The sequence below is a fragment of the Spirosoma sp. SC4-14 genome (assembly GCF_037201965.1).
GTDB lineage: Bacteria > Bacteroidota > Bacteroidia > Cytophagales > Spirosomataceae > Spirosoma.
The window spans coordinates 3,722,796-3,748,006 of record NZ_CP147518.1 but is presented as its reverse complement, the minus strand read 5'-3'; the positions used below and the strand labels follow the sequence as shown (position 1 = coordinate 3,748,006).

At 48.1% G+C, this 25,211-nt stretch carries 18 protein-coding genes and 1 tRNA gene; 14 read left to right on the top strand and 5 right to left on the bottom strand.

Going from position 1 to position 25,211, the window contains the following annotated elements:
* Positions 1–104 precede the first annotated feature (104 nt).
* From WBJ53_RS15295 to WBJ53_RS15240, 12 genes are all read left to right on the top strand, one after another.
* Positions 105–2,738, top strand: coding sequence for a TonB-dependent receptor (locus tag WBJ53_RS15295; RefSeq protein ID WP_338877020.1), 2,634 nt, complete (start codon positions 105–107; stop codon positions 2,736–2,738).
* A gap of 55 nt (positions 2,739–2,793) precedes the next feature.
* Positions 2,794–3,390, top strand: a complete 597-nt coding sequence (locus WBJ53_RS15290; RefSeq protein WP_338877019.1) for a YceI family protein — start codon at positions 2,794–2,796, stop codon at positions 3,388–3,390.
* Between the two features lie 61 nt (positions 3,391–3,451).
* On the top strand, positions 3,452–4,420 hold the full coding sequence (locus WBJ53_RS15285) for a sugar phosphate isomerase/epimerase (protein WP_338877018.1): 969 nt from the start codon (positions 3,452–3,454) through the stop codon (positions 4,418–4,420).
* A 91-nt stretch (positions 4,421–4,511) separates the two neighbouring features.
* A complete protein-coding gene (locus tag WBJ53_RS15280; RefSeq protein WP_338877017.1) occupies positions 4,512–7,469 on the top strand; it encodes a PQQ-dependent sugar dehydrogenase in 2,958 nt (985 codons plus the stop codon).
* Between the two features lie 415 nt (positions 7,470–7,884).
* Positions 7,885–10,224, top strand: coding sequence for a c-type cytochrome (locus tag WBJ53_RS15275; RefSeq protein ID WP_338877016.1), 2,340 nt, complete (start codon positions 7,885–7,887; stop codon positions 10,222–10,224).
* 204 nt (positions 10,225–10,428) lie between these two features.
* Complete coding sequence (locus WBJ53_RS15270) at positions 10,429–11,670, top strand: sulfite oxidase (protein WP_338877015.1); 1,242 nt, start codon at positions 10,429–10,431, stop codon at positions 11,668–11,670.
* Positions 11,671–11,685: 15 nt separating this feature from the next.
* A complete protein-coding gene (locus WBJ53_RS15265; protein WP_338877014.1) occupies positions 11,686–12,123 on the top strand; it encodes a hypothetical protein in 438 nt (145 codons plus the stop codon).
* Positions 12,124–12,134: 11 nt separating this feature from the next.
* Complete coding sequence (locus WBJ53_RS15260) at positions 12,135–12,872, top strand: hypothetical protein (protein ID WP_338877013.1); 738 nt, start codon at positions 12,135–12,137, stop codon at positions 12,870–12,872.
* A 156-nt stretch (positions 12,873–13,028) separates the two neighbouring features.
* Positions 13,029–14,108, top strand: coding sequence for a hypothetical protein (locus WBJ53_RS15255; RefSeq protein WP_338877012.1), 1,080 nt, complete (start codon positions 13,029–13,031; stop codon positions 14,106–14,108).
* Positions 14,109–14,265: 157 nt separating this feature from the next.
* On the top strand, positions 14,266–15,648 hold the full coding sequence (locus tag WBJ53_RS15250; protein WP_338877011.1) for a hypothetical protein: 1,383 nt from the start codon (positions 14,266–14,268) through the stop codon (positions 15,646–15,648).
* A gap of 148 nt (positions 15,649–15,796) precedes the next feature.
* Positions 15,797–16,396, top strand: coding sequence for a TMEM175 family protein (locus WBJ53_RS15245; RefSeq protein ID WP_338877010.1), 600 nt, complete (start codon positions 15,797–15,799; stop codon positions 16,394–16,396).
* Positions 16,397–18,157: 1,761 nt separating this feature from the next.
* Positions 18,158–18,475, top strand: coding sequence for a hypothetical protein (locus tag WBJ53_RS15240; RefSeq protein WP_338877009.1), 318 nt, complete (start codon positions 18,158–18,160; stop codon positions 18,473–18,475).
* Between the two features lie 69 nt (positions 18,476–18,544).
* Here the strand turns inward: WBJ53_RS15240 and WBJ53_RS15235 are convergent, their stop codons facing one another.
* Positions 18,545–18,775 carry a hypothetical protein gene (locus WBJ53_RS15235; protein ID WP_338877008.1) on the bottom strand — a complete coding sequence of 77 codons (231 nt, stop codon included), beginning with the start codon at positions 18,773–18,775 and terminating at the stop codon, positions 18,545–18,547.
* Positions 18,776–19,719: 944 nt separating this feature from the next.
* On the opposite strand from WBJ53_RS15235, the gene WBJ53_RS15230 reads away from it, so the two are divergent.
* On the top strand, positions 19,720–20,136 hold the full coding sequence (locus tag WBJ53_RS15230) for a BLUF domain-containing protein (protein WP_338877007.1): 417 nt from the start codon (positions 19,720–19,722) through the stop codon (positions 20,134–20,136).
* Between the two features lie 458 nt (positions 20,137–20,594).
* Here WBJ53_RS15230 and WBJ53_RS15225 read toward each other — a convergent pair.
* The 4 genes from WBJ53_RS15225 to WBJ53_RS15210 all read right to left on the bottom strand — a co-directional run bounded on the left by WBJ53_RS15225 (position 20,595) and on the right by WBJ53_RS15210 (position 23,400).
* Positions 20,595–20,669: transfer RNA gene (locus WBJ53_RS15225), tRNA-Val, on the bottom strand.
* A 34-nt stretch (positions 20,670–20,703) separates the two neighbouring features.
* Positions 20,704–22,014 (bottom strand): MFS transporter, encoded by a 1,311-nt coding sequence (locus WBJ53_RS15220; RefSeq protein ID WP_338877006.1) that lies wholly within the window; start codon positions 22,012–22,014, stop codon positions 20,704–20,706.
* Positions 22,015–22,064: 50 nt separating this feature from the next.
* Positions 22,065–22,931 carry an alpha/beta hydrolase gene (locus WBJ53_RS15215; RefSeq protein ID WP_338877005.1) on the bottom strand — a complete coding sequence of 289 codons (867 nt, stop codon included), beginning with the start codon at positions 22,929–22,931 and terminating at the stop codon, positions 22,065–22,067.
* A 16-nt stretch (positions 22,932–22,947) separates the two neighbouring features.
* Positions 22,948–23,400, bottom strand: a complete 453-nt coding sequence (locus WBJ53_RS15210) for a hypothetical protein (RefSeq protein WP_338877004.1) — start codon at positions 23,398–23,400, stop codon at positions 22,948–22,950.
* 186 nt (positions 23,401–23,586) lie between these two features.
* On the opposite strand from WBJ53_RS15210, the gene WBJ53_RS15205 reads away from it, so the two are divergent.
* On the top strand, positions 23,587–25,167 hold the full coding sequence (locus WBJ53_RS15205; RefSeq protein WP_338877003.1) for a T9SS type A sorting domain-containing protein: 1,581 nt from the start codon (positions 23,587–23,589) through the stop codon (positions 25,165–25,167).
* The last annotated feature ends 44 nt before the right edge of the window (positions 25,168–25,211 follow it).

The following is a 25,211-nucleotide window of genomic DNA, read 5'->3' as shown; positions in this document are numbered from 1 at the left end:
TCGGTAGAATTGAGGGTTCTGCCGACATTTTCAGGGCTTCGGTCTATTGCATTTTTGGGAGAAATAAAATGGTTGTTGCTTTGGCTGTTTAATCTCAGAAAACAATGCGCCACGCACTTCTATTTTTACTACTCACACTTGGATTCTGGAGCGGTCTTACCGGCATTTCTACTACCAACGCTCAATTTGGCCCTCCGGGGGGCGGCCCTCCGGGTTTTGGTGGACAGAACGACCGACGGAAAAAGGAATTTACGGGCGTTGCGGAGGATACCCCAAAAGGCAATGGTAAAATAAGTGGTATACTGCTCGATTCTACCTCGGGCAAACCCGTTGAGTTTGCAACTATTGCACTCATCAGTCAGAAAACAAATAAACCCGTCGACGGAACGACTTCGGATACGAAAGGCTATTTCTCGATGACAAAACTGGCTCCGGGCGACTATCGGCTTCAATATTCGTTTATTGGCTATAAAAACCTGGATTCCAAACCATTCACTATTGCTAAAGGGACCGACATCACGATCGGAACCGTAAAACTGGCAGCCGATGTTCGAACACTGGGCGAAGTGGTTGTGACTGGTCAGGCGGCCCTGGTCGAAGAAAAAGTTGACCGGCTGGTTTTCAACGCCGATAAAGATCTGACCTCAAAAGGGGGTGATGCATCGGACGTACTTAAACGGGTACCGATGCTTTCGGTCGATCTGGACGGTAACGTTAGCCTGCGCGGTAGTCAGAACATTCGCGTACTGATCAACAACAAACCCTCTACCATTGTGGCAGCCAGTGTTGCCGATGCATTAAAACAACTTCCGGCCGATATGATCAAATCGGTTGAAGTAATCACGAGCCCATCAGCTAAATATGATGCCGAAGGAGCCGCCGGAATCATCAACATCGTCACGAAAAAGAATACCCTGCACGGCCTGACGCTCAATGTCGATGCCGGAGCTGGACTGCGGGCGTCAAACCTGGGGTTAAATGGCTCATACCGGCAAGGGAAACTGGGGCTTTCTCTGGGCGGCTTTGGCCGGGCTATGTACAACCATGCCTCCTCGACGCTGGATCAGACCACACTGGTAGGCACTAATTATCAGCAAACTCACCAGGAAGGTACTGCCTTCGATAAGCCACTATTCGGGCAATACACCCTCGGCATCGACTACGACCTGGCTAAAGATCAGTCGCTATCGGCCAATATCCGCTATGGCACCCGCAATTTTGTTCAACAGCAAAATCAACTAACCAGCGCTTCCATTGGCGATTCGTTGCTGAGAATGACCAACCGCGATGTAAACCGGAAAGATCTCTCGAACTCGGTGGATATGAACATCGATTATGTTCGCACGTTTAAGCCACAGCAGGAATGGAGCATTTCAACCCAATTCAGCCGGACGGGCCTGACGAATAATTTTTATGCCGACATTCTCAACAACGGCACCACCCTCACGGCCCGCCAGCAAAACCTGAATAATAACACCAATCAGGAGTTTACGATCCAGACCGATTACCAGACACCGATCCGCAAAAATCAGTTGCTGGAGTTTGGGGGAAAATCTATCATGCGCCGGGTCGACAGCCGGTATCAGTATCTGGTTGGTAGCAGCACCGGCGAACTGTCGTTCGACCCAACGAACCCATCTGGCACGCTCTCGTATAACCAGAATATTGGTGCGGGCTACATTTCCTATACCTATGTAACGCCCAGCAAATACACCTTTAAAGTTGGTACGCGCTACGAATACACGAGCATATCGGCTACGCAATCGACCGAGTCGAAGCCGAATACGGACCTCAACATTCCAAACTATAGCAATCTGGTACCAAGCATTAACGTATCGAAAAGTCTGAAAGGTGGCAGCACGCTGAAAGCGGCCTATAACCGCCGTATTCAGCGGCCTGGTCTACAGCAATTGAACCCTAACCCTAACGCTGCAAACCCGCAAATGATTAGTGTTGGTAACCCCAATCTGAGTCCGGAGCTAACTGATAATTTCGAGTTGAGTTTAAGCTCGACGATCAAGAAAACGTATCTAAATGCCGCCATTTTCGGCCGGTTAACGAACAATGCTATCACGCAGATCCGCATTCCTTCAGATACGCTGGCAGGAGGGATCATCACGACCTACCAGAACATCGGCGTGCAGCGTACCTTCGGCTCAAACATCTTTTTCAATACCAACCTAACCTCTAAATGGAGTGTAAATGGTGGCATTGACGGTTATTATGTGTATATGCAGGGCCTAACGCCAGACGCCACCGGAGAATCGATTACCATCAAAAAATCGGGCGTAAGCATTGGAGGTCGCCTGATGAGCCAGTTGCAGCTGAACAAAGGCTGGAGTGCTCAGGTATTCAGTTTCTTCCGGGGACCAATGCCGCAGCTTCAGGGAACGATGGGGAGTTTTTATATGTACTCGCTGGGTTTCCGCAAGGACCTGGCCAACAAACGGGGCAGCATTGGTCTGGCCGCCGAGAACTTTGCCACCAATGGCGTAAGAATGCGAACGAACCTGAGTTCTCCATTGCTTACTCAGGTCAGCGTTACCAATCTCTACAACGCTAACGTAAAAGTGACATTCACATACCGGATCGGCAAAATGACCTTTGAGCAACCTCGTCGTAAGGCTCGTGGCGTGAATAACGACGACATCAAAGGCGGTGATGGCGATGGCGGTGGCCAGCAACAACAGGCCGCACCAGCCGCCGGAGGCCAGTCGGGCGGTGGTCGTCCTCGCTAATAGCTTCTAAAATTTTATCCAATAGTTTGTTTTAACCTGTTAACGTAACATAACCATGAAGTCGGTTCTATTATCTGTTGCCACTCTGCTGGCTGTTTCGGCCGCAAACGCTCAAACCTGGACAGTCGATAAGTCACACGCCAAAGTTGGCTTTACGGTTACTCACCTGATGCTATCGGAAGTTGATGGCAATTTCAAGACCTTCGATACAAAAATCATCTCGGCAAAACCTGATCTCTCCGATGCTGTTGTCGAATTAACCGCCGATGTCAATAGCATCAATACGGATAACGACCGGCGCGACGGGCATCTGAAAAGTCCCGATTTTTTTGATGCTGCCAAATTTGAAACGATTACCTTTAAAAGTACCTCGTTCAAGAAAGTTGAGGGTAAAAACTACAAGCTGGCGGGCAATCTGACCATGCATGGCGTTACGAAACCCGTCACGCTCGACGCCGTTCTGACGGGTCCTGTCACGATGGACAGTCCACGCGGTAAGCAGGACAAAGCGGGTCTAAAAATCAGCGGGACCCTGAAACGGTCCGATTTTGGCGTCGGCTCGGTTCCGACAACGGTCGTCAGCGATGAAGTCGAAATAAAAGCCAGTGGCGAATTTGCCAGGCAGGATGGCGCGGTAGCCGAAAAGAAATAATCTCATTTCCCAGCCGCAGGTTGTTCGCAGCCTGCGGCTTTTTTTAAACTATTCCTTTCCTATGATATCCAGAAGACATTTTCTTCGCGATGCCAGCGCCCTTGCTATCGGCGGTCTGGCGCTTCCTCAACTCGCCCATGCCAGCGATTTACTGGCGGGTGCCCCTACGCGACCTATCGGACTTCAGCTATTTACCCTTTTCCGCCCAATGAACGAAGACCCGAAAGGCACTTTAGAGAAAGTGGCGGCTGTTGGTTACAAGGAAATTGAATCGGCTTTCAACCTGCGGGGCGGATATTATGGCTACACGGCCAAAGAATTCAAAAAACTCGTAGCTGACCTGGGTATGACCTGGCGCGCCCATCATGCAGGTGGTGCTCCTTTCCGTCCACGTCCGGCCGCAGCAGGTGGACCTCCTCCGAGTGGGCAAGCACCGGGCGGTAGTGCCCAGCGTCCGGCGATGGATTTTTCAAAAATGCCTCCGCAACTTAATTTACGCGACAACTATCAGCAGTTAGTCGACGAAGCTGTTGAAGGAGGTCTCTCCTATCTGGTCTGTGCAAGCACACCCGTTGCCACGCTGGACGAAATTCAGAAATCGATCGAGGTATTCCAGAAAACGGGCGAAGCCTGTAAAAAAGCAGGGATTGGCTTTGCTTACCACAATCACTCCACCGAATTCGACCCCGTCGAGGGCGGCAAAACGCCGTATGAACTGATTCTGTCGCAAACCGACAAAGATCTGGTGAAGATGGAATTGGACCTGGCCTGGGCTACCAAAGCCGGTAAAGATCCGGTCGAGATCTTCAACCAACATCCTGGCCGCTTCCCGCTCTGGCACATCAAAGACATTAAGGCCGATAACAAAACCATTACGGAAGTGGGCAATGGCGTCGTCGACTTTAAACGGGCATTTGCTGCGGCAAAAGTAGCCGGACTGAAATACTTCTTTGTGGAGCAGGACATGGCCGCTACGCCTATTGAAAGCATCACAACGAGCTATACGAATCTGACAAAAATTCTGGCCTGATGATTCATAAAATGAGGTAGGCTAAAACCTACCTCATTTTATGAATCATTTCTGACCTTCCCTGTTAACTCAACTCGCCTAACTCATTCGTATGCTCCTGAAACCTTTTTCTCTTTCGTTATCAGTCCTGGCTAACACAGCTTTGTTGCTTGGACTAGCTTCGTTTACCTTACAGGACTCCCCCGGCAAGCCCGACGAAACCCGCTTTACACCCGTAGTGGTAGCCGAAGAACTCGACGAGCCAATGGCGTTTGACGTCCTGAAAGATGGCACGGCATTTATCATCGAGCGCAAGGGCGCCGTAAAAAAATATGATCCGGCCAGCAAAACGGTCGATCTGATCGCAACAATTCCGGTCAATACCAAATATACCTCCGCCGAAGGGCGTGTTTCTGAAGCCGAAGAAGGGCTGATGGGTTTATCGCTCGACCCTCACTTTGATCAGAATCACTGGCTCTATCTGTATTATGCGCACCCGACGGAGAAAAAACATATGCTCACCCGCTGGGAATTCCGCGACAACAAAATCCAGTCGGAGAAAGTGCTGCTGGAAGTCCCCACTCAGCGTGAAGTATGCTGCCATACGGGTGGCGGCATGACCTGGGACCGAGCTGGAAATCTGTACCTGACCGTTGGCAATAATACGGGCAACCAGCAAGCTGCCCAAACCGACGAACGACCCGGCCGCAGTAGTTGGGACGATCAGGGGCACGCTGGAAACACGAACGATTTACGCGGCAAGATTCTCCGGATTCACCCTGAAACCAATGGCACTTATACCATTCCAGACGGGAATCTTTTTCAGGCCCCCTCCGCCCCCAAAGGGGAAACCAGAGGCTGGTCTGCGGTAAATCCACCCCCTTCGGGGGACGGGGGGCTTACCCGCCCGGAAATTTATTCGATGGGCCACCGGAACCCCTGGCGTATTTCGCTCGACAGCAAAACGGGTTATATCTACTGGGGCGAGATAGGTCCTGATGCCACGGCCGATTCAGAGATTGGACCACGTGGCTACGACGAGCTAAACCAGGCGCGCAAACCGGGCAACTTCGGCTGGCCGTGGTTTGTCGGTAACAGGCAGGCTTTTCCGGTCTATGACTATGAGAACAAAAAGCCGCTCGACAAAAAAGACCCGGATCACATCGTTAACAACTCACCGAACAACACTGGCCTGAAAGAATTACCGCCCGTAGCGCCCTCGTTCATCTACTATCCGTATGCCGTTTCGGAAGAATTTCCGCTGGTGGGCACTGGATCGCGATCGGCTACGGGTGGCCCTATTTATCATCAGGCCGATTTCAAAGGTGCCAAACGCCCCTGGCCTGCTTATTATGAAGGCAAATGGATAGTCACTGATTTTTCGCGGGGCTGGATCATGGCCATCACAATGGATGCCGATGGGAACTACAAATCGATGGAGCGATTTCTCCCCAGCTACCACCCCGTTGAACCGATTGATATGAAATTTGGTCCCGACGGCGATATGTACGTTCTGGAATATGGCAGCAACTGGTTTCGCAGGAGTGATAATTCACGATTGGTTCGCATCGAATATAATGGCGGAAACCGCAAACCGATTGTTCAGGCGTTGGCAAGCAAACAGGGTGGCCCAATTCCCTTACAGCTCACCTTACTTGCTGACGGTAGCAAGGATAACGACGGCGATAAACTAAGCTATCAGTGGAAAGTTACGTCGCCCGGTACAGCACCACGGTTTTTTTCTACCGCCAACCCAGCCGTTACCTTCGATAAGCCGGGAGTCTATACGGCGACACTTACGGTAAGCGATCCACAGGGTGCCACTAATAGTCAGTCCGTAAAAATCATTGCCGGGAATGCTCCCCCAACGGTTTCGGTCAACCTAACGGGCAACCGAACTTTCTTCTTTCCCGATCAACCTATTCAGTACACGGTTCAGGTCGACGATAAGGAAGACGGCAGCCTGGCCAATGGCAAAATACCTGCGGCACGTGTAGCCATGAGCATCGACTATACTTCTGAAGGATTCGATTATGCCGAAGTGATGCAGACTCAGCGTAGCGTTGATGCCTCAACGCAGTTTGCCGTTGCTCATACGCTCATCAATCAGAGCGATTGCAAAGTATGTCATCAGATCAGCACAAAATCGGTAGGTCCTGCTTTCACGGCCATTGCCACCAAATATAAAGGCGATGCAGGTGCGCCTGATCGTCTGGTTGCCAAAATCAGACAGGGTGGCGTTGGGGTCTGGGGCGATGTGGCCATGCCAGGGCATCCGGCCATGTCGGTAGTCGATGCCAGTACGCTGGTTCAGTACATTTTGCACGTTAACGATAAAACCTATAGCAGCCTGCCACTGGCAGGAACATACGCACTTAAACTTCCAGAAGGCGACAATGGCAAAGGTTCCGTTCTGATCCGGGCGGCTTATACTGACCGTGGGGCTGCCGCCACCAAAGGGAGCAAAGAAGTTCCGGCTCAAACGACCGAACAACTGCTCGTATTGCACAGTCCGCAGCTCGATGCGTCGTCGGCCCAGGTTGTGCACGGAGCCGACATTAAAGCGAAAGGAATGGGCAAAGGCGAAAACGTGATTCCGTACAATAATAGTTACATCGCATTTCAGAAGCTGGACCTGACGGGTATCAAACAACTGGAACTGAACGCAGCCGCCCAGCGTCGCGAAGGTAGTGCCGGTGGAACAATTGAAGTGCGGATCGGTTCTCCAACGGGACCAATCATCGGTCAAACGACGGTGGAACTGGCTCCCGAAGTGGACATAGCTAAGCTTATGGCTCAGATGGAATCGAACGCAAAAGCGGGGGCAAATGGTGTAGCTTCGTCGTCGGGCGGTGCTCCCGGCAATAAACCAGCAACGGCCAAACCCGGTGCAGGTTTCAACCCGTTTGCCCGCCCACCCGTTTTTATTTCGCTGAAAGCTCAGAACGGCGTTCATGATCTTTATTTCATTTTCAAAAACGATCAGGCAAAATCCATTCAGCCACTGCTGTCGTTCTCCACGATCAAGTTTATGGATCAGGAAAAGGAACAGGCCAGCAATCAAAAGTAAATTCATTACAGATCGTTCATTTCTACAAAAAGCCATTGTGAGATACGTTCACAATGGCTTTTTGTATGCCAGTCCATCACGTAACGAAACTTCCCGAAGCCGACAAGAGGTAGTTTCCTACGTGCTAACTGTAGGATAAAAACCAGATTAAATAGTGCATCAAATAGAGTAAAAAGCACCACGCTCACGACTTATGAAACTACAAACATAAACGCTGAATTCGGTTCGATATCCGGTTTTCGGTTGGGCTGTTGAGTGCTCCAGTTCCATCGGGTTTTAACCAAATTTATTGGACTACCATTACCCCAGCCCCGAAAGGAAAGACAAGTTGATGTAGCTCAATCGTCCTGTCAGGAGCATAAACTCAATCTATTGAACAACCATAAACCGCATACTATAACCCAAGTCCCTTCCTATGAAAAAAAATACATGGCCAGCAACGCTCCTTCTTCTTTCGGCTCTGGCTGTTACATGCACAGTGTCAAAACAAACGGCGCAAACCCAGCAAACAGCGTCATCGACAAATGGGGGTTTAGAACCGAAGCCAACTATTAATCCGATTGCAAATCCAGCCCAATTAACACCGGAGCAAAGCCTGCAATCGTTTCGGGTACCGACCGGATATCATATGGAATTGGTAGCAAGCGAGCCAATGATTCACGAGCCGGTAGCCATTGCCTGGGATGGAAATGCCCGTATGTATGTTGCCGAAATGGATACGTACATGCAGGATGCCGATGCCACCGGCGAACACGAACCGGTGAGTCGGGTGATGTTGCTGGAAGATACCAACGGGGATGGAAAAATGGACAAAAGTTCTGTTTTCATCAACAAACTGCTGTTACCCCGAATGTTGCTGTGTGTCAACCACGAACTTATTGTCAATGAAACAGATACGTACGATCTTTGGCGCTACAGAGACACAAACGGTGATGGTGTAGCCGACGATAAAAAACGGATTTACCATGTTGACCGCAAAGCGCCCGGCAACCTCGAACACCAGCGCAGTGGCCTCGACTGGAATCTCGACAACTGGATTTATGTAACAGTTGATCCGGTTCGGTTTCGGTATACCAACGGTAGTATTCGGGTCGATTCGCTGTCCAGCGGTTCCAACGGGCAGTGGGGCTTAACGCACGACAACTATGGGCGGCTCTTCTTTAGCCGGGGTGGTGGCGAAAATGCGGGGTCTGGTTTCCAGATCAACCCAAAATATGGGGCACTGGAACTGGCTGATGCCTACGATGAAGAAACGTTTGCCCCCGTCTGGTCGATTATCGCGAATCCGGATGCCCAGGGCGGCCCCAAACGCTTACGTCCCGACAGTACACTGAATCATTTCACGGCCGGTTGCGGTCAGTCCATCTACAGGGGTGACAAACTCCCGACCGATCTGGTTGGCGACTACCTGATTTGTGAACCCGTAGCCCGGATTATCCGTCGCGCCCACGTGCTGCATCGGCAGGGAAAAACCCAACTCGAAAATGTGTATAAAGAGCAGGAATTCATTGCATCGTCGGATTTCAATTTCCGTCCGGTCAACACCTACACGGGTCCAGATGGTAACTTGTATATCGTGGATATGAACCGGGGTATTATTCAGGAATCGCAATGGACCCCCAAAGGAAGCTGGATTCGTCCGCAGATCGAACGGTTGGGGCTAGACAAGCATATTCAGCACGGGCGAATCTGGCGGCTCGTTCAGGATGGGGCCAAACCCAGCCCCAAACCACATATGCTGAATGAAACGGCCAGCCAGCTGGTGGCTTACCTTGACCACCCAAACGGCTGGTGGCGCGATAACGCGCAGCGCCAACTGATCGTGTTAGGCGACAAATCGGTGGTACCTGCTCTAAAACAGATTGCGACGGGTGCACAAAATAAAACCAGCGTATTAGCCCGCATTCATGCCCTCTGGACGCTGGAAGGTCTCGATGCCATTGATGTGGCAACGCTAAATGCAGCCCTAAAAGACGATGATGCCCAGGTACGCCGGACGGCAGTGTGGATTAGCGAACCCTATCTGAAGAAAAATGATGAAGTGCTTATCGGCCAGGTAGCCAGCCTGAAGAACGATCCGAGCACCGATGTACGGATTCAGGTTCTGGAATCTATGCATATGAGCGACTCCCCGAAAGCAAAAACGGTTGTAGAGGAATTACTGGCCCAAAATACCGACAACATGATGATTACCGCCGTTGAAGCCAGCATCCAGAAAAACAACGATTTCAAGCGCTATGGTAACAAACTGGGCATTCTATCGGCGGCCGATCGGGCATCAGTGCTGAAAGGTGCCGAAATTTTCAAATCACTGTGCTCATCCTGCCACGGAACCGATGGCAAAGGATTAGCCAGTCAGGTAGCGCCCCCAATTGCCGGATCGAAACATCTGGCAGACAAGGATCTGCTACTCAACATTCTATTAAAAGGATTATCCGGCCCTATCGACGGCAAATCCTACCCAACCCTGATGCCCTCAATGGCCGAAAATAACGATGAATGGATTGCTTCTGTCGCTAACTATATCCGGTTCGAATTCGGCACGCCCGTTTTCCCACCGCCAGGGCGCTCCACCGGTCAGACCAATAACCGACCTGCCACTCCAACGACTCCTCCAGCCGTACGGGTCGGCGGAACATTCGGTCGTCGGACTCTTCCCATGATTAGCACGAGTGAAGTCGCCAGACTCCGTCAGGAAACTGCCCAGCGAACCTCGCCCTGGACACTGACCGAATTAGAAAAAAACGGGCAGTAAAACAGGCAGTTAGTCATCCATGCGTTATCATTAGTGATTAGCGTCGTTGCGGTAAAACGAATGCAAACTCTCTACCGATACACTATGGCTTATCGTATTCCATTTTGCATTGGCCATAACAAATGATTATCAGCAAACTTGGTTGCATTGAGAGATGCCTCTTCATTTTTGCGTAATTTTGGCCTACAATACTGCACTAGACACATGGCTTTACTCAACCCATCTGATAACCTCTTCAACCGCCGGGGATTCCTGAAAAAAAGTTCACTGGCCACACTCACCACACTCTTAGGCACCGACATCGTTTTTGCCAATCAATTGCCGAAGCATTATCTGCCACTGGCATTCGATATCGACCCGATGGCAACCAAAGACAAAGGGCTGGTTGTTCTTAGCGACAAACCCTGGAATGTAGAAACACCCCCTCATTTGCTGGACGATGCCATCACCCCCGCCGATAAATACTTCATACGAAACAACGGGCTGGCTCCCGAAAAAGTCGACGCAGCAAACTGGACCCTGACAATCAAAGGCGAATCAGTTAAACAGGTTAAGACCTACAAACTTGAAGATCTAAAAAAACAGTTTAAGCACTATACCTATCAACTGGTGCTGGAGTGCGCCGGGAATGGTCGGGCCGGGTATTATCCGAAAACCTCAGGAAACCAGTGGACGCTGGGCGGTGTTGGCTGTGCCGAATGGACCGGTGTGCGGTTAAAAGACATATTGAATGATGCCGGTCTGAAAGACGATGCCGTCTATATCGGCTACTACGGCAAAGACCTGCATATTAGTCTGGACCCGAAAAAAGAAGCCATCTCACGGGGCGTTCCGATGCGAAAGGCTCTTGAAGACGAAACACTGGTTGCCTGGGCCATGAATGGTCAGGATATTCCCCTCGTCAATGGAGCTCCCCTCCGATTGGTTGTTGGTGGCTGGCCTGCATCGACATCGGGAAAGTGGTTGCATACCATTGCCGTTCGAAATAAAGTTCACGATGGCACCAAGATGACGGGCAAAAGTTATAAGGTACCCATCAACCCGGTTGAACCTGGTGTTGATCCGCCTGAAGATCAGTTTAAGATCATTGAATCGATGCCCATAAAGTCGCTCATTACGTATCCTCAAACGGGTGCTATGCTAACCAAAGGGCAACCCCTCAGCTTGCGTGGCCATGCCTGGGCTGGCGACCGATCGGTCCGTGAAATGCATCTCTCGGCTGACTTTGGCGCAACCTGGCAGAAAGCCGATTTGAAACCACCTAAAAATCGGCTGGCCTGGCAACACTGGACAGCCGAAGTGAAGCTTCCGCAGCCAGGCTATTACGAAATATGGGCCAGAGCAACTGACAGCGAGGGAGTTACACAACCAATGGTTATGCCGCAATGGAACCCGGAAGGCTATCTGAACAATGCCTGCCATCGGATAGCGGTAAAGGTTGGATAACGAAACGACAAAAGGATGAAAAGCGAAACCGTAGTTTTCTTTAGTATGTTTGTGCTGTTCGGGCTCGTATCAATGACAACACATTCGGGGGAAGAACACCCGATTCGATCGGCAAAGCCACCCACAGTGAGTTGGACAGCAATGGCACTGGACTCCGTCAGGAAAGACCCGGAAACAGGGCTGGCCATCGATCCGCAACTTATGCTGGTAAAAGGACAGTGTACAGCCTGCCATTCGAGTAAGTTGATCCTGCAAAGTCATTTTTCACGGGATAAATGGATCGAACGCATTCGCTGGATGCAACGAACCCAAAAACTCTGGGATCTGGGCGAATCAGAACCAGCCATCCTGAATTATCTTGTTAAATATTACGGTCCGGTTGACAATTCATTCGATGGTCGGCGCGAACCGCTCCATGATATCAACTGGTATAAACTGAAAAGCAGTCATTAAGCAGCAGACGAATGTCAGCAACGAATTTTTATCAGTCATTTTATCAGAACGATCAGTTATTTCGTCTGAAAAACGAGTTATGGGCAACCGAAAACCAGCCGGTTTTGGCCGACCCATTGTCTGTGGACGAAACAAGTGCTCCTGCCACTAAGCCAGCGGCTCCAACCGATCTGCTTACCGAACTAGACGCCTTGTCGACGGGCTCATCCCTTTCAATAGGAGAATCGAGCACTGCTTCTGCCGAAATTCTGGACAGAACGACCACGCAGGAACCAGACGAAGAAACGCCCGTATTTGTACCCGCTCCTGAGCCACTTCCTCAATCCGTTGCCCGCTCATCGACGCCCCCCATCATCCCTGCCGTTCAGCAACCGGTTCGCCCCCAGCTCAATCATAAAGTGCTGATTCTGGCCGATGAAGAACTAGATCCCAGCAATCTGTTATTTCTGGAAAAAATTCTAAAAGCCATCAACCTTAACATCGATGGCGTTGATCTGCTCAACCTGCATGGTGCGGGCGACCTGGACTTTGCAGCGCTGGTTGAAACGAAAAAAATTCATCATTTCATTACGTTTGGGGTTCCCTTTAAGCGGATTCATCTCGATATAGCAATGGATCGGTACCATCCTATTCGCTTTTTTGGGATCACTTTTCTGATGGCCGATTCCCTGCCCACCATCGAGGCTGATCTGAATCTTAAAAAGCGGCTTTGGGGTGCTTTGCAACGGGTATTCTTACAGCAACAATAAAGGGTAAATACAATAAGTACCATTTTAGATACATGATCTGGCCTTTCTTTGTCATTATTCGGGCCCAGATTTGCTTTATTAGGGCACTATTTACGTATTTACGGATGTTTTATACGCAACTATTCTGTTCATTAACCCACATACCGGGTTTACCGAATGACGCTAAGCCAACGTCTGCGCACTTTTTTTCGCCCTAAGGCAGCCTCCGAAATTTCGCCACCGGTTTTGAATCCGACTGGTCAGGCAGTACCACAACCCGGCTTTATCCAGCCAACGATAACCGCTCCTCAATGGCAACCATTACCGACTGTTTCTGGCAGTTCTTCTGTTGAGCCACTCCCTTATTGGCTCACGGATGAAGAAACCCTGCGGGATGAGGGCGTGTTGTATGGCCTGTCAACTGCCGAACCCGATGAGAAAATAGCTGAAATCAGCGCTTACTTTGCTTATCAAACGGCTCCGCTAGAAGCAACCATTGAACAACTTGGGCAAAAAGCAGGCGAATACGACCAGTTGATTGAGCAGTTGGAACGTCGTGTAGCCATCCGGCAACAGCAAATTACAATCCTCCAAAACCAGGAACCTGCACAAACCCACCTGCTCCGTACCGGCGTAAGCCTGACCTTATCGGCCGTGGTTTGTATCGGCAACTATTACCTGATTGACCATACACTGCACCCAGCATTTTCAAACACCTGGATAACCGCAGGTGTCTTTCTGGCGGGCATGTTCAATTTATTCGGACGAACATCGTTTTTCTACGAAGAAGGTACCCGGCTCAGTGGACGGCGGTTGATTGAAGAAACAGGCTTGCCTCTGTCAGCATCGATCTTTATACTGGTTCAGGCTTTGCAAACTCAGTCAACTTTACAGGCATGTAGTCTGTTTGTGTTTGTGTTTATGTTGTTTCTACTAGCGGGAAAACTCGTATTAAGTACCCTTACGACCCTGGAAGCAGGGCTGAAAACAGCCCAATTGAACCGGCGGTTAGCTATCGATAAACAGCAAAAAATTCCTGCCTGGGAGACTGGTCTGGATCAACTTCGGCAGGAAATCAGTCACCTGCAGGCAGAGAAGTGGCCAGTGGCAACAGCCCAGAAACAGGCCGACAGCCAACGGGCCCAGCTAAACACACAACGCGATCGGCTGGTTAATTTATTTCTAAGTGAGTTTGAACTCGCTCGCAGCCTCCGCAATAGGCTGACAGAACAGCAGCGGCAGGCCATCTTTAATTAAACAAGAATTCATTTGTTCGGTATCATTAGTTATTCAATTAGCCTATCAATAAAAAACTGTGTACACAACCAAGTACGTCTATCAACTAATGATCAACCACGTTAGGCTGGGTGACCAATGTATCAGTCAGCTTTAATGTCTAAACAGTACACAACAAATGGAGCCAACCAACAACCCCGACTTTCAGCACGGCTACACGAGCGGTGTGGAAGGTGTCAATCGGGAAACATACGAAGGTTACCTGTCCAGTCAGGTCAATACTGATTGGCTACAGGAACGAATTCAGGAAAAACGCGCTGAGCTTACGACAACCGAACAAAAACTCAGCGAAGCAACCGATGCCCGCAGAACAGCCTTTGCCGAACTTCAAAACCATACCCTCCAGGTCGAACGGCTGGATAAACAGGTGAAGCAACGGGAAACCGACCGGCTGGCACTAATAACCGATCGCGATAGCCTACGCGAACGCCGGGCTAAAGCAGCCCCCGATTATTCGTTGGTGGCTGGGCTTTTGTTCCTTATTGCGGGTATCTCCTTTCTGGCTGGCGATCTGATTATCTCACACGAAATTGTTGCTTACGCCCTCAATATACGTAATACCAACGAAGCCTGGGCGTTTGCGGTCGGGCTAGCAATGGTTTCAATCCTGCTGAAACCGGCCTATGATCGACTCATCGAGAAACCATACCACGAAAATCCAGAGCAAAACCAAAGCAAGTACGAGAAGTTTAAGATCACACTGGCTGTTTTTTCGGTTCTGACCCTGGCCGTACTGGGCTGGTTTCGGTATGAAGCCTACCGAACCGATCAGTTGAAAGCTGCCATCAACAAATCGGTACGCCAGCTTCAGTTAAGCACCGACCCCACGGCAGCCACCCAAGTGCTTAGTCCCTCAACCGTTGATAAGATCGAAAAGCAACTCAGCGAATCCAGCGAACTTAACCTCGCCTTAGTAAACAGCCCCTGGGCATTGCTATCGTTTGTACTGAGTGGCATTTTGTTCGCGCTGGCAGGCGCTGTCTGCCTTGGTATCGCGTTGCCGGTGCTCTCGGCTTTCTGGTTCCGATGGCTTCAGGCCGATATAAAGCTTTGGAAACTCCGCAGGCGGCTCAAACGACTTGACGCCGAAATTGCTCCCCTCGAAGCGCAACTGGCTGAGCAACGCACTCAGCAACATGTATTGCAGCACAATCTCGACCTGCTGCCTTCGCTCGAAGAACTGAAAGAACAGCGGCAGTTGGCTATTTCCGAATTAAATGAATTTTTGGCCGAACTGAAACTAGCCCAAACCGACAGCCGCATCAGTAATTTTAATGATGGCTATGGGCAGGGCGAAGCCAATCGCCAGGCTTTAAGCGATGAAGAGCAACAACAACTTCGCCGTGAAATGGCTACACGACAAAACGGGAAGCGGGTTAACGGTGTTAACCGACCGGGCGAAACCCATTCAGGCAACGGATCGGCCGAAAAAGGGACTAATGGAAAGGCCCAGCTTCGCCCCTACCAAACAATCCGCAAGTTTTTATCCGACGACATGTGATCTGATAGTCTCTCCAGTAACTAGCCTCCAGATCGGATCTGGAGGCTAGTTACTGGAGGAGAACTCCACCAGCTTGTTTTTCTATTCGGATGGGAGCAGATTACTGTTTATTTTGTAGCACTTTCTCCTAAAAGCAAGCTACTCGTTCATGAACAAGAACCGCCTGGAAGCGTTTTCGGATGGTGTATTCGCTATTGTAATCACCCTACTTGTATTAGATATTCACCTTCCCAAAACCGAAGCTATTTCTGACCGTGAGCTTCTGGCAATGATACGGTCAATTACGCCCAGCATACTGACCTATGTATTCACCTTTCTGGTTGTAGGTATTTTCTGGGTGGCGCACCACCGCATTTTCAATATGGTGAGGGAGGTCGACTCGTTTCTGCTTTTTGGCAATATTTTTTACTTGATGACGGTTGCCTTGATTCCGTTTCCTGCGGCCCTGCTGGCCAAACACCCTCACCTGGCCAGTTCCATCATTATCTACTCATCGTTGCTGGGTGCCATTGGTATACAGCATCTTGTTTTTGTTGATCATATCCACCGGCACTCAACGCTCCAGCATTCCATTTATTCGCAAAAACTGTACACTCAGGCCAACCGAATCGGCCTGGTTGGGCCCTGCTGTTATGCAACGGCTTGCATAAGCAGCCTCATACATCCCTATGCCAGTTTTGTTTTTATTCTCGCCCCACTGGTATTTTACATTGGGTTTGCGTCAAAATTTTATCGGAAGCCTATATGATGTATCATAAAAAACCTGATAGCCGTTCTACGGGCTATCAGGCCGGTTAAACTGCTCCAGTGCTATAAGCATGATGAAGAAGTGTTAAGCAAAATTATATTCGATAAATCAACAAATCAACGTTGTTCAATTCATATGAAAAAATTATTGAATAGTATTTATAGCACTATTTTATGGGTCAAAACCATATAGATCTACATTTTCTATTTATTAACGGATGCTAAGCCATATTTAATAGAACCCGGTTGAGTAGTGATTACGTGAGTTATGGTTCAACTGTGCTACAAACGATAATTCCCACCAGTATGACCAATGGGAATTTTGTGCCTGATGTGTCTAATCTTATCAGCAACTACAAATTTATTGAACAATATGAACGGACTAGGATATACTACTCTTAATTAATTAACCGGAAACCCAAATCTAATTTATAAGTAAGCATCCATAACGGTATATAGTATACGTTAACCTTTCGTTTAACCGCTTCTTCGTTACGGTACCATTGCATACCTATAAGGCAAGGCTAAGAGCGAATAGCTGCTCAGGCTAAAAGCCCAATTAGTCTGCCCAATTCCATAGAATCCGAAAACCCAGCCACAGCAACAGGGTAAGTAACAGGCCATATAGCAAACAAAGCAACAGGAACGCAACCCGGTTAAACCAGTCGAATTTATTCATCTTAACAGGGAAATTTGACCTAACCGGCATTTGATCGTAAATGCCTCGATCTCACCAGTTTTTATGCCAAGATATGCTCTTAGTTCTTCTACTTAATCAGACAAAAATCCCAGCCGACAGAGCCAGCCGGGATTAGCACACCAAAATGTTTCGATAAGTTCAAGCCTAAGATAATCAATAGGTTATGAGCAATATCGCGAATTAATTAACCGGCCTACTAATTAATTATTCGGCTATAACGTGCCAAAACCTCAGTTGATCCGGCCAGTCCGCATTAAGTAGGAAGGTTAAAAAGTTGGCCGCAACTACGGCCAAACCAGAAGACGCTACAGGAATCAGAAAACGATCAGTTATACTGGCCAAGTGCATAGAGCAGTTGCGGAGCACCGCACAAAAAAGCCAGCCCACAAATAGCGAACTGGCTTTCTATACCGACTTAACGTATTTCCCTTGAGAGGAATAACTTATTGCGGCAATACGGAACCGGGAGGGTAAGGGTTGCGTCAGATTCTTATTTATTTACTGAACGGTATTTCATGTGCAGATGGCCTTAATCATGAAATAACTTTCTGTAAGTCAGATATTTACACATAATACAGTTACTTGTAACCTATCATTGATAACAAATACATACCCTACCAAAAGATACCGATAAGTAAATAAGTTGTCTCTCTGAGCAAATTCTGAGTCAAAATAATAGAGTACAAACTACAGGACAGCAAATAATCAGGACATGAACACTTTCTTCGTTATTCTCGGAACAGGGTGCCAGTTTTGCTTATCGATTTATTTTATCGGTAAGCTATTTTCTCAGAAAATAAATGGGCAGTTACGGCTTCAATATGCATCCTCTGCCCTATTATTCGGCGGGTTCGGCTCGATGCTTATGTACAGTTTGTTACAGTTTGGACAACCTCAACAAAATTTGTCAAACGAGCCATCGACCGTAAAGCAAGTCAGATTTGTTCCTGATCAGACCCGGAAAACGGTTCGTCATAAAAATACGCCGGATCTGTTTGCATATATAAAATAAGCTTTGAAAATAATTTATCTGTTCCTTTTAGCTCATAGTTAATTGGTAGTATGCGCTCTTCTTTAGTACAAAAATACGCCCTTCTCAAATCTGTAGCAGCAGATTCAGCGGATATAGAAGTAGTCAATCAGTTGATGATTGATATTCTAAGGCTATTACATGATGAATTTGCTCATACATCCGGCAAGCAGAGAGCCGCTTACGAACGGGCTTATAGCCTGCTCGATTGTACTCTATCGGCCCATTTTTCCACTCGGCAGGATACACAGAATCCTTTTTACGTAAGTGAAGTCAGCTATCAGGTAGGACGTGATATTGAAATGGTTTTACCCAGGCCTCAGGTCTTAGCACAGAAAGGAGTAAGTTGAACAGGTCGATAGGTATAAACATTTTTCAGCAAGCGCTAACTGTTAGCGCTTGCTGAAAAATGTTTATACCTAAGCCTGTCCTAATTTGCCCAGTATAATGCTGTATTGAGAAAGCAGGCGATCGCGTAAAAACTTCTCGGCTTCCAGACTTTCGGAGGCCGAAATAGCCAGGATACTTAAATCTTTTCCATGCCTGCTTTTTTTTATTTCAGCTAATGCCTGAGCAAGCGTCTGAATTGTTTCCTCCGAACGACGTAGTTTAGCTTCGAGCGTGAGTTTCTGTTGATATAAGGTAGCCATGGGATAACGTGTGGATAATACACAATAAATATAAGCCCGATTCAATACATATTTACTCGATCGGGCAACAAATTAGTATCAGAAAAAAAGCAGAACCTCTACTTTTTCGGAAAAATAAAACCCAGAACGCTATTCAGCTCTGATTAAGAAGCAGAAAGTAAAGCCAGAATAAGACTACTTTCTGCCTGTTGGTTAAGCTCATTTATAACTGTAGTATGAGCAGACAACACTTTGCACCCATGAATTCGATCAGAAGAAATCTCTTTATTCATTTCACGGTTCAATTTTTCCAATTCCAGATGCATCTGATCAACTAACCTTGTCAACAAACTCACTGGGCATTGCCCAATTTGTATCTCCCGATTGTTAACGATTTGATTTCCATTCTTAAGGCAACTAATCAATTTACTATAATTCATATAAAAATCGGACACAGCTTCTGACCACTCGCTTAATATTCGCTGAAAATTGACATTTTCCTGTATGTACTGCTCGTTATCTGATGACATAAAATTGCCCGGCACTTTGTTTAACTTTGAAGTAGTTTTAAGGGCAAATTTCAGTAAAAAGTTAAACAAAACTGACAAAATCAGCCAATTTGCTTCAAATTAATTATTCAACATTGCACATATTAACTATAATATAAACTAAAAACCATAAATATTATACAAAAATAGGCATTAAATGTCACTTATATAACCATTTTTCACCACCAATGCAGGCTTATAAATTGTACTTTTTACACAATGGGTACGAAGCAACATAGTCTATTTTTTCAACTTTTCCTGGTCTCCGGTTTGCCCGGTCAAGCTATTCCAATACTTCTCTCTCAGGCTGCCAAATGGGGCTGAGTAAAATCATTGGCGAGTCTGACCGAACTCAATTTAGCGCACCAGAATGTATGATTACTTTGCCGAGTCACTATCTGAACCCCATAATACGGCATGGACTACTGCATTGTTTATATCAGTTCGACCCCACTATCTGAAGATGAATTAATTCGTCTAACGCAACGAAGTCAGACAAATAATCGCGCGCTGGGCATTACGGGCGTTTTGCTCTATTTCAATGGAAGTGTGATTGAAGTACTGGAAGGCGAACAGGAGAAAGTTAACTCATTGTATGAAGTCATTAAACGAGACCCCCGGCATCATCAGCTCATAAAACTATACGACCACTCGATTCCTTCCCGTTCGTTCTCGGACTGGTTTGTAGGGTATAAAACCATTTCAGCAACCGAAATGGATCAGTTTAAAAGCCTGATTCCTCTTATGGAAAAATCGGCTCCTCAATCCCAAAACCGGGGAAGTGTGATTATGGGTCTGGTAAAAATTTTCTATCAGGATAACTATCGAAATTAAGCCGGGGAGCAATACCCCGTCATTTGCCCGAACTAATTACTGGTTATCAAAAGCGATGTATCAACGATTCGTTTCTACCAAAAAGGGTGTTTTTCCCGTACTAAAAAGGGTATTTCACCCATGTAGCCCCATATAACGCAGTATACTTTTGCAGCCAGTATGTTATAGCGCCCTATCAAATCAGAAGACCAAACCAACCTAATTAGATTATCGTATGCTCGCTTGAGCACCTATAGTTTTTTGAGTAGTTTTTTATAGCTGGAAAGTCATGTTACGGTTGTGATATGACTTTTTGAGGGGTAAGAAAACCGGCCTAAGGCTGGTTTTTCTTTCTACCGGTCCTACCCTATGCTTTGACGATAGAGGGCTATTAAACCTTAAACCACACGGTCCGGATTAGCATCTACTAAATACAGCAAAGCCTCTCATCAACGAATGAGAGGCTTTGCTGTATTTAGTAGGAAGTAGCGGGCTCGAACCGCTGACCTCTGCTCTGTCAAAGCAGCGCTCTGAACCAACTGAGCTAACCTCCTTTTTTGCCCATTGCTGAGCGTTGGGGTTGCAAACTTACAAAACTTCTGCTTTTCCCAAACGAACTCCATAAATTTTTTGCGAAGGAATACGCCACAAGAGTAGTAGCCCGATCACAAAAAGTACCAGTAAGGCGAGCACACTATTGCGCATACTGCCCGTTAGTTGTTCAATCAGTCCATAGAGCAGCGTTCCCATCACAATCGATGACTTTTCGGTAACGTCATAAAAGCTGAAATAGGAAGCGGTGTCGGTCGTAGCCGGAATCAGTTTCGAATAAGTCGAGCGGGAAAGTGACTGAATGCCTCCCATAACCAATCCCACTACGCCCGCCAGCGCAAAAAACTGCGATTCGGTGGCAACGAAATAAGCACAGGCACAAATACCAATCCAGATCACAACGGCAATCATCAGCGCATACGTATTGCCCAGTTTCTCCGACAACCGCGAAAAACTATAAGCGCCCGGAATAGCCACCAATTGGATCAACAATATAGTGATGATCAGGCTTTGCCCAGGCAATTTCAGTTCATCGCTACCAAAAATGGTTGCTACATACATGACTGTCTGAACGCCCATGTTATAAACCAGAAACGCAATCAGAAAGCGTTTAGCCAGTGGACGATCCTGGAGTTCGGTCCACACGTGCCGAAGTTCCTTAAACCCATTGAGCAGATAATTGCTGGTTTTTCGTTCTTTTCGAATGCCGTCGGGTAGCCGACGGAATGGGATCTGGGCAAATCCAATCCACCACAGGCCAACCGTCAGAAAGGCAATGCGGGAAGCTAGTGCTTCGGATATATTACCGAACCATTCGCGCTTTAAAATGACCAGCAGGTTTAGAATCATTAGCAGCACACTGCCAATGTACCCCATTGAAAAGCCACGGGCACTGACCCGATCGAACTGATCTTCCGTTGCAATATCGGGCAAATACGAGTTGTAGAAGACAATACTACCACTCCAGCCAATGAGGCTTATCCAGAAACAGATGACGGCGAAGGTGGTTGTTTCACGCGTAAAAAAGTACAGCAAACTACAACTGATGGCGCCCGTATAACAAAAAAACTTCATGAATGCTTTTTTTCGGCCACTGTAGTCGGCTATAGCTGAGCATACCGGTGATAGCAGCGCCGTAAATAGAAAAGCTGCCGAAACCGTATAGGAAAACAGGACGGAGTTTTTAATCGGAAAGCCCAGAAAACTAATCATTGGACCACCTGCATCATTGAGGGCTGTGGCCGAAAAGTATACGGGAAAAATGCTGGAGACAATTACCAGCGAATGAACAGAATTAGCCCAGTCGTAATACGTCCAGGCAGTAAGGGTTCGGGGGTTGTTCTTCATCAATGAGTGAATTAGCGAATGCAGAAGGGTCGACCAAATTATTCACTCATTCACTCATTCGCTAATTCACTCATTAAAAAATTTATCACCGCCCGCGTAAAAGCATGATTTGAATCGCCAGCCACCATATGCCCTGCCCTGTCAACACTAACACTTTGTACGTGTGGCACAGTATCCAGAAATTCGGCCATAACTTTTTCACTGACGACGTCGCTCATCCCCCCCCGAACAATGAGCGTGGGAACCGTCAGGGCCTGAGCAGCCCGATATAGGCGTTCTTCGGTTCGGATCTGCTGGTCGGGCCGGGTGTTGTTTCGCCACAATGTCAGCATAGTTGGGTCCCAGTGCCAATAGTAACGTCCATTTCGGAAGCGTAGATTTTTTTCGAGACGGCTATGATCAGCAGGACGGGGCCGATGGGGCAGATAAGCGGCAACAGCTTCGGCCGCTTCGTCGAGGCTGGCAAATCCATCTAGGTTTTTGCTCATGAACGTAAAAATCCGTTCAATACCTTTCTGCTCGGCACGAGGGGCAATATCTACCAGCACTATGGCAGTGCAGATTGGCTCGGAGCCTGGGGGTCGTTCGCCTTCAGCAATCAGAGCGGTCATGCCTCCCATCGAAGCGCCTACAATGGCGGGTTTCCGATCGAGTTGAGCAACAATGGCCCGCAAATCACTGGCTAAATAATCGAGCGTATAATGCCCTTCGGCCGACCAGTCGCTATCGCCATGCCCACGGGCGTCGGGCGCAATGGCATACCAGCCAGCATCGGCCAGAAATTTTGCCGTATCGCCCCAGGAATACCGGGTTTGTCCACCACCGTGCAAAAGTAATACGGGCCGATGCTTCGGATTGCCATATGCTTCGGCCGTGATAAAAAAACCGGGTTCCGTTTCAACATGGAGAATTGGCATGAGGTACGTATTACCGTTAAAGAGATGGCGTAAATTCCAGATTGATGTCGGTATCGACCCCGTTTACCGGCGCACGCTGACGAAGCGTCAGCTTTGTTTTGGTCAGGACAACAATCGGGAAATTGCCTTTGAAACCTGTTACATCAACATCAATAGATTGATTATCGGATGCCAGTTTCCAGGTACCTCCATTCGGAATTTGCCCTGTCAGGTGGTTAATGGCCCGCACGGTTCCATCGTCTTTAAACTGCATATCGAGTTCGAACAGTAGCAGCGTGGTTGTATTCATCTGGCTGGTACCGATGGTTTTGTCATCGGTAGTCGATACCCGATTGAGCAGCCACTTATTGGCCACCAGCAGATCGGTTTGCGACTGCGCTGTAGGCGTGGGTGTGTCATCATTTTTTTTACAGCCAGCAAAAACGATGGAGAGCAATAAACCAATGAGAGCAACGCGGATCTGTTTCATAAGCGCATAACGGATAGCCATTTGTATCATTACAAACGGGAATGAACGCGATATTCGTTTATCGACTGGTCTACCCGATGGCATAAAATTCTTTAGTTTTGACGAAAAAAACTAAGCATGGGGGTTAGAAATGGTCTTGGGGCAGGTGTTCTTTTTTGCTTGTTTAGCCTGATTTCGCCACCTGCCATGGCACAGGAGCAATGCGCAACGCCCTTATCGTTTACCCCCGTCAGTCAGTCAAATCTGATCGAATGGAGTAAATTTCCGGACTTTACGCTGCCGTTTCCAGTCATTTATGGCGGTCCGCGTTTTAGCGACCAGCAGGCCAGTCCGCTCCGGCATGGGTTTAGTCATCTGGTTTCGGTAAAGGATAACGAAGTGCTAGGCGGCTTGGTAAAAACAGCCCAGCGGGCGACGGTCTATTACGGATTCGCTACGGGGCTCAATCAACCCTGGGAAACGCTCGAAAGTCCCTGGAACAACGATATGATGGCTTATCGGGCTAAATGGGATCAGTTTTTATCGGAGCTTTCGGGCGGGCAAAAGAACGCGGCTGGCCAGTATCTTATTCAAACCAATCGCCTGACGCTGGATATTGAACGCATTCAGGAAACCGATACCCGTATTCTCGCGCTTAAGCAGAATACGAGTGTCCCGAACGAATACCGACAGTTGACGGATGCTAATTTTATTGCAGCATATAAAAACGCCATTCGAAATCTGTATGCCGAAGGAATGCGGTATGTTCGTCAGCACGCTGATCTGACGGGCATTACGGTCAGCAGCTATGCCGATACACCGATCCTGAATACCTACCTAAATGTGATTGGTAACTCCTGGACTGACTGGAGCACAAATCTGAGCCGGGTGAATTATCTGGTAAAAGATTCGACGGGTCAAAACGTGGGTGGACCGTACTACAATCAGTTGGATGCCTTAACTCCTTCGGCTTATTATTATTACGATTACCCCAATCCGCTGGCGCAGGATTATCTGGCTTATCTGCTATTTCAGGTAGAAGTAAATCGTGCCTGGAGCAATAAGCCTATTATTCCGTGGGTGTGGATGCGATATCACGACAGTTCGAGCAGTTATCCAAATTTCATTCAGCCGTTTATGGCCGAAGCCACGGCTATTTTTCCTTTTTTTTCGGGGGCGTCGGGCCTGTGGCTCTGGGAAAACCCGTCGTTCGACCAAACCCGAACCGATACCTATGCAGCCTACGAGCATTTTATTCATGGCCTGTACCGGCTGTCGAGGTTTGCCGATATGTTTCAGGGTACCTATGAACTGGTCATTGAAACCCCTGCCCGCGATTTGATGGATAAACAACTGCCAGTTTGGCGAGGTGTAGTGAAAGACAACAAAATTCTGATTGCCGCTCAGAATCCCTATGCGGCCAATGGCCAGCAAACCAGTGTAGTCGTTCGTTATAAAAACTGGCAGCAAACCATTTCATTAGCCGGTCGGGAGGTCTACCTGTGCCAGTTCGACATGAGCGCCGTGACGGCCAATGAGCCGCTTTTCAGCCATGTCGGCGTATACCCTAATCCGGCCAATACGGAACTAACCATTTCGTTTCCGCAACGACCTGCCAGTGCTACATCACTTAATTTACTCACAATACAAGGGCAAACGGTCCTGAACAGGCAGGTAAGCCGCAATCTGGAAACGCTATCAACTGGCGCACTCCCCGCCGGACTCTATCTGTTACAGATCCAGAACCAGACCGGAACCGAAATTCGGAAAGTACTGATAACGCATTGACTGGAGATTGGTTAATTAGTCATTAGCTTATTTTCTAATGACTA